General features: G+C 40.0%; 11 protein-coding genes and 4 pseudogenes. 12 read left to right on the forward strand and 3 right to left on the reverse strand.

Going from position 1 to position 14,533, the window contains the following annotated elements; all coding sequences use genetic code 11:
• Nucleotides 1-25 precede the first annotated feature (25 nt).
• A complete protein-coding gene (locus HT715_RS09610) occupies nt 26-1,039 on the reverse strand; it encodes a lactonase family protein (RefSeq protein WP_138706361.1) in 1,014 nt (337 codons plus the stop codon).
• 143 nt (nt 1,040-1,182) lie between these two features.
• On the opposite strand from HT715_RS09610, the gene HT715_RS09615 reads away from it, so the two are divergent.
• The 5 genes from HT715_RS09615 (at nt 1,183) to HT715_RS09635 (ending at nt 5,843) form a co-directional block, all read left to right on the forward strand.
• Nucleotides 1,183-2,349: an AI-2E family transporter gene (locus tag HT715_RS09615; protein ID WP_000435457.1), complete on the forward strand. Its 1,167-nt coding sequence runs from the start codon at nt 1,183-1,185 to the stop codon at nt 2,347-2,349.
• Nucleotides 2,339-3,568, forward strand: a complete 1,230-nt coding sequence (locus tag HT715_RS09620) for a tetratricopeptide repeat protein (protein WP_001065939.1) — start codon at nt 2,339-2,341, stop codon at nt 3,566-3,568. The genes HT715_RS09615 and HT715_RS09620 overlap by 11 nt, the downstream gene beginning before the upstream one ends.
• 145 nt (nt 3,569-3,713) lie before the next feature.
• Nucleotides 3,714-4,355 carry an amino acid ABC transporter permease gene (locus HT715_RS09625; RefSeq protein WP_000120831.1) on the forward strand — a complete coding sequence of 214 codons (642 nt, stop codon included), beginning with the start codon at nt 3,714-3,716 and terminating at the stop codon, nt 4,353-4,355.
• Nucleotides 4,356-4,364: 9 nt separating this feature from the next.
• Nucleotides 4,365-4,994 carry an amino acid ABC transporter ATP-binding protein gene (locus HT715_RS09630; protein WP_138703148.1) on the forward strand — a complete coding sequence of 210 codons (630 nt, stop codon included), beginning with the start codon at nt 4,365-4,367 and terminating at the stop codon, nt 4,992-4,994.
• A 12-nt stretch (nt 4,995-5,006) separates the two neighbouring features.
• Nucleotides 5,007-5,843 carry an amino acid ABC transporter substrate-binding protein gene (locus tag HT715_RS09635; protein WP_050220771.1) on the forward strand — a complete coding sequence of 279 codons (837 nt, stop codon included), beginning with the start codon at nt 5,007-5,009 and terminating at the stop codon, nt 5,841-5,843.
• Between the two features lie 277 nt (nt 5,844-6,120).
• Here HT715_RS09635 and HT715_RS09640 read toward each other — a convergent pair whose 3' ends face one another.
• A complete protein-coding gene (locus HT715_RS09640) occupies nt 6,121-6,468 on the reverse strand; it encodes a PedC/BrcD family bacteriocin maturation disulfide isomerase (RefSeq protein ID WP_138703150.1) in 348 nt (115 codons plus the stop codon).
• Nucleotides 6,469-6,578: 110 nt separating this feature from the next.
• Nucleotides 6,579-8,294: a phospho-sugar mutase gene (locus HT715_RS09645; RefSeq protein WP_138703151.1), complete on the reverse strand. Its 1,716-nt coding sequence runs from the start codon at nt 8,292-8,294 to the stop codon at nt 6,579-6,581.
• 292 nt (nt 8,295-8,586) lie between these two features.
• Between HT715_RS09645 and HT715_RS12315 the strand changes: the two are divergent.
• The 7 genes and pseudogenes from HT715_RS12315 to HT715_RS12080 form a co-directional block, all read left to right on the forward strand.
• A pseudogene (locus HT715_RS12315) lies at nt 8,587-8,691 on the forward strand (YSIRK-type signal peptide-containing protein); the annotation flags it as partial.
• A 1,816-nt stretch (nt 8,692-10,507) separates the two neighbouring features.
• A pseudogene (locus tag HT715_RS12065) lies at nt 10,508-11,617 on the forward strand (MucBP domain-containing protein).
• A pseudogene (locus tag HT715_RS09665) lies at nt 11,575-11,871 on the forward strand (cell surface protein); the annotation flags it as partial. The pseudogenes HT715_RS12065 and HT715_RS09665, both read left to right, overlap by 43 nt.
• Before the next feature lie 42 nt (nt 11,872-11,913).
• Nucleotides 11,914-12,084: pseudogene (locus tag HT715_RS12475) on the forward strand (hypothetical protein); the annotation flags it as partial.
• A gap of 102 nt (nt 12,085-12,186) precedes the next feature.
• Complete coding sequence (locus tag HT715_RS12480; protein ID WP_138706856.1) at nt 12,187-12,837, forward strand: LPXTG cell wall anchor domain-containing protein; 651 nt, start codon at nt 12,187-12,189, stop codon at nt 12,835-12,837.
• 222 nt (nt 12,838-13,059) lie between these two features.
• On the forward strand, nt 13,060-13,929 hold the full coding sequence (gene gla / locus HT715_RS09680; RefSeq protein ID WP_016397397.1) for an aquaglyceroporin Gla: 870 nt from the start codon (nt 13,060-13,062) through the stop codon (nt 13,927-13,929).
• Nucleotides 13,930-14,247: 318 nt separating this feature from the next.
• Nucleotides 14,248-14,533: hypothetical protein (locus HT715_RS12080; RefSeq protein ID WP_345789787.1), on the forward strand; the 286-nt coding region annotated here is incomplete at its 3' end.

A 14,533-nucleotide genomic window follows, 5' to 3' on the forward strand; every position in this document is an offset into this window, starting at 1 on the left:
GGTTTGAAGAGATTTTTGAAGAGTATTAAGGAGCAAAACGGATGCAGACTGCTTCGGGAACATGGAAGTCGTTGGAGAGTTCTGCTAGACGACCATTGTCACAATTACGTTTAAAGACAGTTGCATTGTCAGAGTCTTGGTGGACAGCAATGAGAAATTTTTGGTCAGGTGTCAAATCAAAATCACGTGGAGTCTGACCATGTGTTGGAACGATTTCTAATAACTCTAAGCTACCGTCCGCAAGGATGGTATATACTGCGATAGAATCATGACCACGGTTAGAAGCGTAGAGGTATTTACCGTCTGTAGAGAGACGAATAGCAGCGGTTCCATTAAAGCCTTCATAACCGTCTGGTAGAGTTGAAATCACTTGCATACGTTCAAATTCGCCAACGCCATCGTAGATTAGAACCTCGATAGTGCTATTGAGTTCACAAATCAGATAAGCGATTTTATAGTGGTTATGGAAAACGATATGACGTGAGCCCGCTCCTGGCTGGCTATTGTAGGTATAGAGTTTAGATAATTTCCCTTCTTGATCAAGGTCATAAGTGATAACTTGGTCAGTACCCAAGTCGCAGGTCACTAGATAGTGGTCAGGTGTTAAATCTGTATAGTGAACATGGGGGGAATCTTGATTTTCATGTGGACCTTGGCCACTGTGTTGATCCATATCACTAAGTAGAAGACTCCCATCCTTCTGACGTTTATAAACAAGGACCTGTCCCTTGTGGTAGTTGGCTGCATAGACCAAATTACGCTTTTCATCAACGGCAACATAACAGTGGGGAGCTCCTTTTTCAACGACGTGATTTAATAAAGCCCCGTCAGTTTGATAGGCTGCAATCCCTCCCTTATCGTCTTGACTACCAACAGTGTATAGGTGTTGGTGCTGGTCAAAGGCAAGGTAGGTTGGACTTGGCTCAGCTGTAAAAAGTTCTAGATTTGAAAGCTGACCAGTTTCTGTATCAAAGTCAGCCTTGTAAATCCCTTGGGAAGTACGACGTGTATAAGTTCCAAAATAAACAGTTTCTTTCATAACGTTACCTCTATATAAAGATAAGACTATTATATCACAAAAACAAGCCAATTAAAGACATCCAATTAGATGTAAGCACTTTAAAAAAGAGTTATTTTGATTTAAAAATGGTATAATGAGAGAACGATAGAAAGGAAGTATTTATGGAGCAAAAAGAGAAACATTTTAGCCTATCTTGGTTTTTTAAGTGGTTTTTAGATAACAAGGCCATTACGGTATTTTTAGTAACCTTATTATTGGGACTCAATCTTTTTATTTTAAGTAAGATTAGTTTTCTATTTTCACCTGTTTTAGACTTTTTAGCAGTTGTGATGTTGCCAGTCATTTTGTCTGGTTTGTTATATTATTTGTTGAATCCTATTGTTGATTGGATGGAGAAGCATAAGGTTAATCGTGTTATAGCTATCACTATTGTCTTTGTTATCATCGCTCTCTTTATCATTTGGGGCTTGGCAGTCGCCATTCCAAATCTGCAACGTCAGGTTTTGACCTTTGCAAGAAACGTTCCTGTTTACTTAGAAGATATAGATAGGATTGTTAATGGATTGGTAGCCCAGCACCTGCCAGATGATTTCAGACCTCAATTAGAGCAAGTTTTGACCAATTTTTCTAGCCAGGCTACAGTTTGGGCGAGCAAGGTTTCATCTCGGGCAGTCAACTGGGTGAGTGCCTTTATTAGTGGGGCTTCTCAAGTGATTGTTGCCTTGATTATCGTTCCGTTCATGCTCTTTTATCTCTTGCGTGATGGGAAAGGCTTGCGTAACTATTTGACCCAATTTATGCCAAGAAAATTGAAGGAACCTGTTGGACAAGTTTTATCAGATGTGAATCAACAGTTGTCCAACTATGTTCGAGGGCAAGTAACAGTGGCTATTATTGTAGCAGTAATGTTTATTATCTTCTTTAAGATTATCGGTCTACGTTATGCGGTTACGCTTGGTGTTACTGCTGGTATTTTAAATCTGGTTCCTTATCTTGGTAGCTTCCTAGCCATGCTTCCTGCCCTAGTTTTGGGCTTGATTGCTGGGCCAGTCATGCTTTTGAAAGTAGTGATTGTCTTTATCGTAGAACAAACTATTGAAGGCCGTTTTGTCTCTCCATTGATTTTGGGAAGTCAATTAAACATCCATCCCATTAATGTTCTCTTTGTTTTGTTAACTTCAGGATCTATGTTTGGTATCTGGGGAGTTTTACTTGGTATTCCAGTTTATGCCTCTGCTAAGGTTGTCATTTCAGCCATTTTCGAATGGTATAAGGCAGTCAGTGGTCTATATGAATTAGAGGGCGAGGAAGTCAAAAGTGAACAATAGTCAACAGATGTTACAGGCTTTGGAGGAGCAAGATTTAGCCAAGGCTGAGCACTATTTCGTCAAAGCTTTAGAAAATGATCCAAGTGACCTTCTGTATGAGTTGGCAACTTATCTTGAAGGAATTGGTTTTTATCCTCAGGCAAAGGAGATTTACCTGAAAATTGTAGAGGATTTCCCAGAGCTTCATCTTAATCTAGCTGCAATTGCTAGCGAGGATGGTCAAATCGAAGAAGCCTTTGCTTATCTTGAGGAAATCCAAGCTGACAGTGACTGGTATGTTTCGGCTTTGGCTTTGAAGGCAGATCTTTACCAGATGGAAGGTTTGACAGATGTGGCGCGTGAGAAATTGCTGGAGGCTTTGACCTACTCAGAGGATCCTCTCTTGATATTGGGTTTGGCAGAGTTGGATAGTGAGTTGGAAAATTACCAAGAGGCCATTCAAGGCTATGCCCAGTTAGATAATCGTACTATTTATGAGCAAACGGGCATTTCCACCTATCAACGAATTGGTTTTGCCTATGCCCAGTTAGGGAAATTTGAAACGGCTACTGAGTTTTTAGAAAAAGCCCTGGAGTTAGAATACGATGACCTAACAGCTTTTGAGTTGGCCAGCCTTTACTTTGATCAAGAAGAATACCAAAAAGCCACCCTTTACTTTAAGCAGCTTGATACCATTTCTCCTGACTTTGAAGGCTATGAATATGGTTATAGCCAGGCCTTACATAAGGAACATCAAGTTCAAGAAGCCCTGCGTATCGCTAAGCAAGGCTTAGAGAAAAATCCCTTTGAAACTCGCCTCTTGCTAGCTGCTTCGCAATTCTCTTATGAATTGCATGATGCAAGTGGGGCAGAAAATTATCTCCTAACAGCTAAAGAAGACGCTGAGGATACAGAAGAAATCTTGCTTCGTTTAGCCACTATTTATCTGGAGCAGGAGCGTTATGAGGATATTCTAGACTTGCAGAGCGATGAGCCAGAAAATCTCTTGACCAAGTGGATGATTGCTCGTTCCTATCAAGAAATGGACGATTTGGATACTGCCTATGAGCATTACCAAGAGTTGGCAGGAGATTTAAAGGACAATCCAGAGTTTTTGGAACACTATATCTATGTCTTGCGTGAATTGGGCTACTTTGAGGAAGCAAAAGTCAATGCACAAGCTTACTTAAAACTGGTTCCAGATGATGTGCAAATGCAAGAACTGTTTGAGAGATTGTAAGAATGTTTAAACATATAGAACTGTAGTTTATCTCTTTTGATAGCTACGGTTTTTATTTGTATATGATAGAATTTTTTTGCAAAAATGGTTGGTTATTTTGTTTATTCATGCTATAATAGGAACAATTACTTTTAGGAGGTGCAGTATGTCTTATTTATTTGAGATATTACCGAGTTTACTGAATGGTGCGAGCACGACTGTACAGGTCTTTGCACTGGTCTTGCTATTTTCGATTCCTTTGGGCGTTTTGATTGCCTTTGCCTTGCAAGTCCATTGGAAGCCCCTCCATTATCTGATTAACATTTACATCTGGGTTATGCGTGGCACCCCCTTGCTCTTGCAATTGATTTTTATTTATTATGTGCTCCCAAGTATTGGGATTCGTTTAGACCGCCTTCCTGCAGCTATTATTGCCTTTGTTCTCAACTATGCGGCTTACTTTGCAGAAATTTTCCGTGGGGGAATTGACACTATTCCAAGAGGACAGTATGAGGCAGCCAAGGTCTTGAAGTTTAGCCCTTTTGACACAGTGCGCTATATTATCTTGCCCCAAGTGACCAAGATTGTTCTTCCTAGTGTCTTTAACGAAGTTATGAGTTTGGTCAAGGATACCTCTCTGGTCTATGCTCTAGGAATTTCTGATCTTATCTTGGCTAGTCGAACAGCTGCCAACCGTGATGCTAGTCTGGTTCCTATGTTCTTGGCAGGAGCCATTTACTTGATTTTGATTGGGATTGTGACAATTATTTCCAAAAAAGTTGAGAAGAAGTATAGTTATTATAGATAGGAGGCTGCCATGTTAGAATTACGAAATATCAATAAGAAATTTGGAGACAAACAAATCCTGTCTAATTTCAGTCTAAGTATTCCTGAAAAGCAAATCCTGGCTATCGTTGGGCCTTCTGGTGGAGGTAAGACAACTCTCTTACGTATGCTTGCGGGTCTTGAAACCATTGATTCTGGACAAATCTTTTATAATGGACAACCTTTAGAGCTGGATGAATTGCAGAAGCGAAACCTACTAGGATTTGTCTTCCAAGATTTTCAACTGTTCCCTCATTTATCAGTTCTGGACAATTTGACTTTATCGCCTGTGAAGACCATGGGGATGAAGCAGGAGGAGGCTGATAAGAAGGCGAGTGGACTCTTGGAACAGTTAGGACTAGGAGGACACGCAGATGCCTATCCATTCTCATTATCAGGTGGACAAAAGCAACGGGTGGCCTTGGCGCGTGCTATGATGATTGACCCAGAAATCATTGGCTATGATGAACCAACTTCTGCCCTAGATCCAGAATTGCGCTTGGAAGTGGAAAAATTGATCTTGCAAAATAGGGAACTTGGCATGACCCAGATTGTGGTTACCCATGATTTGCAGTTTGCTGAAAATATCGCAGATGTATTATTGAAAGTAGAACCTAAATAGGAGGAAAAATGGATGAAAAAATGGATGCTTGTATTAGTTAGTCTAATGACTGCTTTGTTCTTAGTAGCTTGTGGGAAAAATTCTAGCGAAACTAGTGGAGATAATTGGTCTAAGTACGAGTCTAACAAGTCTATTACTATTGGATTTGATAGTACTTTTGTTCCAATGGGATTTGCTCAGAAAGATGGTTCTTATGCAGGATTTGATATTGATTTAGCTACAGCTGTTTTTGAAAAATACGGAATTACGGTAAACTGGCAACCGATTGATTGGGATTTGAAAGAAGCTGAATTGACAAAAGGAACGATTGATCTGATTTGGAATGGCTATTCCGCTACAGATGAACGCCGTGAAAAGGTAGCATTCAGTAACTCATATATGAAGAATGAGCAGGTATTGGTGACCAAGAAATCATCTGGTATCACGACTGCAAAGGATATGGCTGGAAAGACTTTAGGAGCGCAAGCCGGTTCATCTGGTTATGCGGATTTTGAAGCAAACCCAGCGATTTTAAAGGATATTGTCGCTAATAAGGAAGCGAATCAATACCAAACCTTTAATGAAGCCTTGATTGATTTGAAAAATGATCGAATTGACGGTCTATTGATTGACCGTGTCTATGCAAACTATTATTTAGAAGCAGAAGGTGTTTTAAACGATTATAATGTCTTTACAGTTGGACTAGAAACAGAAGCTTTTGCGGTTGGAGCCCGTAAGGAAGATACAACTCTGGTTAAGAAGATAAATGAAGCTTTTTCTAGTCTTTACAAGGACGGTAAATTCCAAGAAATCAGCCAAAAATGGTTTGGAGAAGATGTAGCAACCAAAGAAGTAAAAGAAGGACAGTAATATAAAATAGTGGCTGAGACTGCGTTTTGATTAGCAAAACGTAGTTTTTTTGTAATCTAGGAAAACGATAATAGCGATTGAATCTGGATAATTGAATATGGAATAGCCCACTGTGATTTCTAAACCATTGTTAAAAATTGATTTGACTTATAAAATTAAAATGTTCTGTAATGAAATGCTGATGTAACTGTTTTAGGAACAATAAAACGCATAATATCAAGGTTTTTGCACCTTATATTATGCGTTTTTGTGATTTTAAAACTTGTTAGTTGATTTTTTACAATCCAGCAAAGTCCTTGATTTCTTGTGCTGACATTGACGAGTCGCAACGGACATTGATTTGTCCATCTGCAACGTGAACAAATCCTGGTACAGTTGGGATTCCGTAGCGTGAACGGAATGCTTGTAACTCATTGAGTTGGCTTGATTCTTCACTATTGATGAAGTAAATGTGAGCTTTAGTTTCAGCTACGACACCTGACAATGTACCAGCAAATTTACGGCAGTAAGGGCAAGTTTTGCGACCGATAAAGAAGGTTGCAGTTTCTTTTTTATCAAGAGCTTCTTGCGCACGCGCAACTGTAGTGACTTCAAGGTCTTTGATATTATCTAAAAATTGTTCCATGAGATTACCTCGCTTTCGTTGATAAGTCTAGTATGCCATAAAGTTTCTAAAATTGCTTAGATTTGATACGAAAAAAAGATGAGATTGGTTGGTCTCATCTTTTTAGGTCTTTATTTTACAAAAGCATTGATTTCTGCTTCGATGTTAGCAATCTTAGCTTGTGATTCTTCGTTTGTTTCCCCTACAACTGCAATGTAGAACTTGATTTTTGGTTCTGTCCCTGAAGGGCGAACAGCAATCCATGAACCGTCAGCAAGTGTGTATTTCAACACATCGCTTGGAGGAGTTGTCAAGTTTGTAACAGTACCGTCAGCAGTAGCTGTTTGAGCTTTGAAGTCTTCTACGACAGTGATAGCTGTTGCATTCCATTCTTTTGGAGCATTGTTGCGGAATTTAGCCATAATCGCTTTGATTTGTTCAGCACCATCGACACCTGAAAGGGTAACAGAGATTGTCTTTTCTGCATAGTAGCCGTACTCTTTGTAGATTTCTTCGATACCATCAGCAAGTGTCAAACCACGTGAACGGTAGTAGGCAGCAAGTTCAGCAACGACAAGAACGGCTTGGATAGCGTCTTTATCACGTACGAATGGTTTAATCAAGTAACCGAAGCTTTCTTCAAATCCCATCATGTATGTGTGATTGTGTTTTTCTTCGAATTCTTGGATTTTTTCAGCGATGAATTTGAAACCAGTCAGAACGTTGAACATGGTTGCGCCGTAGCTTTCAGCAATCTTCGTTACCAAGTCAGTTGATACGATCGATTTGCAAAGGGCTGCATTTTCAGGAAGAGTTCCAGCGTTTTTGTGGGCTTCCAAGATGTATTTTGCCATGATAGCACCGATTTGGTTACCTGAAAGGTTGAGGTAGCTACCATCTTTTTGAAGAACTTCAACACCAACACGGTCAGCATCAGGGTCAGTTGCCACAAGAACATCTGCACCAACTTGACGACCAAGTTCTTCAGCAAGTGCAAAGGCTGCTTGGCTTTCTGGGTTTGGAGATTTTACAGTTGAGAAGTCTGGGTCAGCAGTTGCTTGCGCTTCAACGACTTGAACAGAGTCAAATCCTGCTTGGGCAAGAGCACGACGAGCCAACATTTCACCAGTACCATGAAGTGGTGTGTAGACAATCTTCATGTCTTTACCAAATTCTTCAATCAAGGCTGGGTTGATGTTAACGTCCTTCACTTCTTTGAGGTATTCCACATCGACAGCTTCGCCGATAACTTCAATCAAGCCAGAAGCTTTTTCAGATTCCACATCAGCAACTTCTACCGCAAATGGGTTTTCGATTGCACGGATATAAGTAGTCAAAGCGTCTGCGTCGTGTGGAGGCATTTGTCCACCGTCTTCACCGTAAACCTTGTAACCGTTAAATGGTGCAGGGTTGTGACTGGCTGTGACCATGATACCCGCGAAACAGTTGAGGTGACGAACTGCAAATGAGAGTTCTGGAGTTGGACGAAGGCTTTCAAATACATAAGATTTGATACCGTGTTTAGCAAGAACTGCCGCAGATTCAAAGGCAAACTCAGGTGAGAAGTGACGGCTATCGTAGGCGATTGCTACACCGCGTTCTTTCTCGTTTCCACCTTTTGACTCAATCAAACGAGCCAATCCTTCAGTAGCTTGACGAACAACGTAGATGTTGATGCGGTTTGTACCAGCACCAATCAAGCCACGCATACCTGCAGTACCAAATTCAAGATTTGTATAGAAGGCATCTTCCTTTGTTTTTTCGTCCATATTTTCCAAATCTTGACGAAGATAGTCAGGAAGCTCCGCAAAATCAACCCATTTCTGGTAATTTTCTTGGTAAGACATTAAAATTCTCCTTTTTGTAAATTGTTTTAACCGTTCACATTATAGCACTTTTTAGCATTTTAGTAAAACGGTAGCATAAGTTTTTAGTCAATGAGCGAAGAAGACTGTACTATTCATAATTTTGATTTAAGTGTGTTAATTACAAACCGAAATGACAAGTCAAGTTTATCCTATTTGTAGTCTCTAAAAAATTGAAATTAAACCTTATTCGTTGTATAATTTAAAATGAGGATTATTATATAAGATCTGTTATAATATATATCTTTTGATATATATATATATGGAGGTAGTCATGAATAGTCCAGAAAAACAATTAAAATACAGTATTCGAAAAGTGAGTGTCGGTGCAGCTAGTGTTGTCATTGGGGCGCTCTATCTTTTGATGGGAGCTGGGATTGCTCATGCTGAGGGCGTGGAGTCAGCGAGGGAAGCTGAGAGGACAGCAAACCCGACAGATCCAGGACAGTCTGGAATTGGAGAGCCAGAAAACAAGACTGACCTCAGTCATACTGATGCAGCAGCAAACACCTATAATGCTCCCGTAGCTGACAATCCGCTAGTAACTCCAGAAAGTACGAAACCTCGTACTCGTAGTAAAAGAGAATTAGCTGATGGGGAGTCAAGTGATTCATCGAATGGAGCTACAGGAACTGAATCAGAGCCGACTTCTGGAAATGAGGGAGGTTCAGACACAGCAGATACTGATTCAGATTTACTGGATGCCAATCGTAAGGGTGACACAGTAAAAGAACACCAGCCCGGGGTCATTGTGCCTAAAGATGGAGAGACAGGTGGGGATGATAAGAATGCCCATCTGAAATTTGATACTCCTAAGGAAAATCTGACTCTCGAACAATTATGGGATATTGTAAAAAATATGCCAGACGACTTCCAAAATAATGAACGTTCTTACTTGCGTAGTATGAACACCCTTGGGGATGCTCTTAGATTTAAAAACGGCAAAGTCAGTGAAGATGGTACAGGAGATAAATTACAAGATGGTGAAATAAGAGAACTTGATTCTTTCGGTGGATGGACAGCGATTGCAGGTAAAGATGGCAGACCAGGTAAATTCGTTATTGGTAAGAAAAATGCAGATGGTTACTTTACAGGTTGGTATAAGAAAGAAGATGGTACGATTGAACAAGGTGGTATGCTTGGGGCAGATGCCTTAGATAACATCTTTGTGCACGAACAAGCATTAGACCGTCGTTTTAAATACATGCTTATGCTTGTTAAAGGACGTACACGAGCTAATCGTGACGAGACGGTTTCAGATAATTCGAAGTATGATCCACGTGCTCAAAATGAACGTGCTAATAAGAACTCCACCGAATTTAAGAATCTCCCATTTTTAGAAAAAGATAAGTATAATAAATATTCTCCAGGTGTAGTTGGATATAATGGGATAGAGAAGCAGTTTACTGCCTTTTCTCCTGGCTTCGGAAGCCGTGTTCGTGTGGAATTTGTGACAGGATATATCTCAGATATTAATGGTTCTAAAGGAACCTATCGAGTAGTCATTAAAACTAAGGATACTGCTGGCCAAGAGAAGACGGTATACGATGAAACCATTCACCGTGTAGCCGAAATCGTTCAAAATGAAAACTTGTACAAAAAAGGTTTAAATGTAGAACTGGCGAATTTCCAAATTTCCAAATTTTTTAAAGATGAGTTTAAATCTCGTGTTAATAAAATTCGTAATGAGAAAATAAAATTTACTCCATTACACCGTAAACCCAGAAGAGATTATACAGAAGAAGATACCAAACTGTACAATCAATTGGAAGCAGAAGCTAGGGAAGAAGCTAAAAAACAAGGCGATATTGTGCTGAATGTTGACCAGAATACCATGCACATAAAAAATTCAGCAAAAAGAGATTCAGAATGGAAGAAAACTTTTACACACTCATCGCAGTCAACTACAAAGCTATCAAACGAATTAAATAATTTATTGAAAGTTGCTGATAAAGATACTCCTAATACCCCAACTTGGCTAGACTCAAGCACTCCTCCAGCTAAAGCTGATGACAGAGCATATAGACTACTCACTACTCTTATACCAGGTGCTAAGAAAATTACCTATCATGTTAAGGATGATCAGCTAGAAGTAGAAACAGAAAAATACACCTATCTCGCCGCTAGAAATGGTAGTAAGGAAGTGGGTATTCAAGGGTCAGATATAGAAGCAACTGCAAGTGCGGAGACATATAATGTTAATCCCCAAACCTTTGAGAGAGACAATACAAATACAAAAGCGAATAATCTTAATCATGGTTGGGCTAGATCTGATTCTGAAGAGTTCAAACATTTCTCACACTTTGTAGGGGTAGACAAAGGAATTGTGCGAACGAAGGTACTGACTGATAAAGAACTATCGGAAAAGATTAAGGACGCAGTGGGTCCTGGAAATAGCAATCTAGGAAAAGGTGGCTACTTCTCTACTGGGGATGTTTTATTAGGAAAAGATGTTGTTTCTTATACCGTACAAGTATTTTCAGAGAATAATGAAAGAGTAGGGGTAAACCCTCAAAGTCACCGTGTTCAGTATAATCTCCCAATTCTAGCTGACTTTTCAGTCATCCAAGATACTGTGGAACCATCACGAACCGTTGTTGAAAAAATCATTCCAAAACTAAATATTCCCGAAGAAGAGAAAAAGAAAATAACCGAAGAAATCAAGAAAAAGAAAAAAATCTCAGAATTGGCAGACCTAATCTCAGGAAATATGAAAGTTCGCTATGTTGATGAACAAGGGAATTTGTTATCATTGAAAAATGATATTGGAATTGGAGAAAAAGAAAGTGACGGAACCTACATTACCAATAAAAAACAACTGATTGGTACGAGTTATGATGTCACAGATAAAAAACTCAGTAGCATGACTACTACTGACGGAAAATATTATACTTTTGAAAAAGAAGATATAGCTTCTGCAAGTTTAACTGGAGATATTGTAAGAGAAGGTAGAACAGTGACCTTAGTTTATAGAGAGAGCGAAGCGCCAACCACTGCTACAGTAACAGCCAATTACTACAAAGAAGGCACCCAAGAGAAGTTGGCAGAGTCTGTTGTAAAAGCTGATTTAGCGATAGGTTCTCAGTATACTACAGAAGCAAAAACTATTGAAGGGAAAACAACAACTGAGGACAAAGAAGACCGAGTTATCACAAGGAAAACAACATACACCTTGGTAGCAATTCCTGCAAATGCCACAGGAACTGTACCAGAAGACGGTGCAACCGTTAACTACTACTACCGTGAGAATGTTGAAGAAACAGTGGTTCCCAAAACAGCAACCTCTACTGAGACGAAGACTATAACGCGTACCATTCATTACGTTGATAAAGTTACGAACCAAAATGTCAAAGAAGATGTTGTTCAACCTGTAACCTTAAGCCGTACAAAAATTGAGAACAAGGTCACAGGAGTTGTAACCTACGGTGAATGGACAACAGGAAACTGGGACGAAAAAGCTTCACCGTCAGTAGAAAACTATGGTCCAGCCGAAACAGCTACGGTTTCTTCTGCGACCGTCACATCCGCAAGCACAGATGAGACAGTCGTTGTGAAATACCCGCAAGCTACAGAAGATGTTACAGAAAGCAAAACTGTTACCCGTACCATCAAGTATGTAGATGCGACTGATGAAACGACAGAAGTAGCTAGCCCAGTTACGCAAACAGTTGAACTAACAAGAACTAACAAGCGTAATAAAGTGACAGGTAAAGTAACAGCAGGAGACTGGTCAACAGGTACATGGGGTTCTCAAGACTCTCCAACTGTAACCAACTATGACGCCCCAGATAAGGCAACTGTAGCAGAAGCAACTGTAACATCAACAACTACAGATACAACCGAAGTAGTGAAATATCCGCAAGCTACAGAAGATATTAAAGAAAGCAAAACTGTTACCCGTACCATCAAGTATGTAGATGCGACTGATGAAACAACAGAAGTAGGTAGCCCAGTTACGCAAACAGTTGAATTAACAAGAACCAACAAGCGTAATAAAGTGACGAAAGTCGTGACAGAAGGTGAATGGACAACAGGCAACTGGGACGAAGTCGTATCGCCAGAAATTGAAAATTATGGTAAACCAGATTTACCAAAAGTATCGAATGCAGAAGTAACAGCAGATTCAAAAGGTACGACTATTTTGGTAAGGTATGACCGTTTATCAAGACCAGAAAAACCAATTCCAGAAATTCCAAGTCCTCAGGAACCAGGTGCTCCAGGTGAACCGACTCCAGACAAACCAAACCCACAACCAAATCCAGAGCATCCAAGTGTTCCGACACCAAACCCAGAACTACCAAATCAAGAGACTCCAATACCAGAGCTAACTCCAGAACCAGGTACTCCAAAAACTGAAATTCCAGTGAGTCCAGACCCAGAAGTTCCGACTTCTGAGACAAATAAAAGAGAGGAATTGCCAAACACAGGTACAGAAGCGAATGCTACCTTGGCTAGCGCTGGTATCATGACCTTATTAGCTGGTCTAGGATTAGGATTCTTCAAGAAAAAAGAAGATGAAAAATAATAGATTTTAGAATCTAGGAACAAGGAAAAGCTCACAGATGTGGGCTTTTTCCTGGTTTTGAGAACGAGGTCTTTCGAGAAGATTAAAAACGCTTACAAGTTCATTAGACTGGGAAACTCTGAATCCTATTTTTTTAAAAATATTTCCAGAAACTAGTTGCTAAATAGGGTAAAAATTGATAAAATAAGGAATGTCTAAAAAATTTTAAGGAGAATCTAGCAAATGGATTTCACATGGGCACTAAAGTATGCCACTGAATTTTTGGGAACTGCCATTTTGATCATTCTTGGGAATGGTGCAGTTGCCAACGTTGAACTTAAAGGTACGAAAGGTCACCAAAGTGGCTGGATCGTCATCGCTGTTGGTTATGGTATGGGGGTTATGATCCCAGCCTTGATGTTTGGTAACGTATCTGGGAACCACATCAACCCTGCTTTTACTCTAGGGCTTGCAGTTAGCGGTCTTTTCCCTTGGGCACAAGTGGTACCTTACATTATCGCGCAAGTCTTGGGGGCTATCTTTGGTCAAGCCTTAGTTGTGGCAACATACCGTCCATTCTATTTGAAAACTGAAAACCCAAATAACATCTTGGGAACTTTCTCAACTATTTCAAGTATTGACCATGGTACAAAAGAAAGTCGCTATGCAGCAACTGTCAATGGTTTGATTAATGAGTTTGTTGGTTCATTTGTTTTGTTCTTTGCAGCTCTTGGTTTGACTAAAAACTTCTTTGGTGCTGAAGTGCTTCAATACATGAAACAAACGGCAATACAAGCAGGACAAACAGTTGATTTTTCTGACTTGGCTATTAAAGCACAGGTGGCTCCACACACTGCTTCAGGACTTTCTGTGGCTCACTTGGCACTTGGATTCCTCGTTATGGCTTTGGTAACATCACTTGGAGGACCTACAGGACCTGCCTTGAACCCAGCCCGTGACTTGGGACCACGTCTCCTTCATGCTTTCCTTCCAAAATCAGTTCTTGGTGAGCATAAAGGCGATTCAAAATGGTGGTATTCTTGGGTACCAGTAGTAGTACCTATCGCAGCAGCAATTGCGGCAGTAGCTGTATTCAAATTCCTTTATCTCTAAGAAATAGCTCCTTTAACATTTGAGTGAGCACCATCTATAAGTAAGAGAGGATCAGACTGGTTCTCTCTTTTTGATTTTTTAGGGAAATGAAAGAAACTCTAAACAAACTCCTCTCCAGCAGTGGTTTAGAAGTCTCAGTGGGCTATTCCAGCTTCAATGGGCTATAGTAGGTTGCAGTTGAAATAATAGACCCTTGTTTCTAAAACATTGTTAGAAATTGGTTTGAATTCTCCAATCAAATTGTGCAGTTTTTATTCCTCTATAAAATAAGCGATTAGGGGGGCTATTCTTCGACCTACATTGACTCTGCTGAGTCCTATGATTGTTATCGTTTTATCTGCAATTTTATACTCAATGAAAATCAAAGGGCAAACTAAGAAGCTAGCCGCAGGTTGCTCAAAGCACTGCTTTGAGGTTGTAGATAGAACTGACGAAGTCAGCTCAAAACACCGCTTTGAGGTTGCAGATAGAACTGACGAAGTCAGATCAAAACACCGTTTTGAGGTGGCAGATAGAACTGACGAAGTCAGATCAAAACACCGTTTTGAGGTGGCAGATAGAACTGACGAAGTCAGATCAAAACACCGTTTTGAGGTTGTAGATG

This window comes from Streptococcus sp. 4155 (genome assembly GCF_013276695.1).
Classification (GTDB): domain Bacteria; phylum Bacillota; class Bacilli; order Lactobacillales; family Streptococcaceae; genus Streptococcus; species Streptococcus pseudopneumoniae.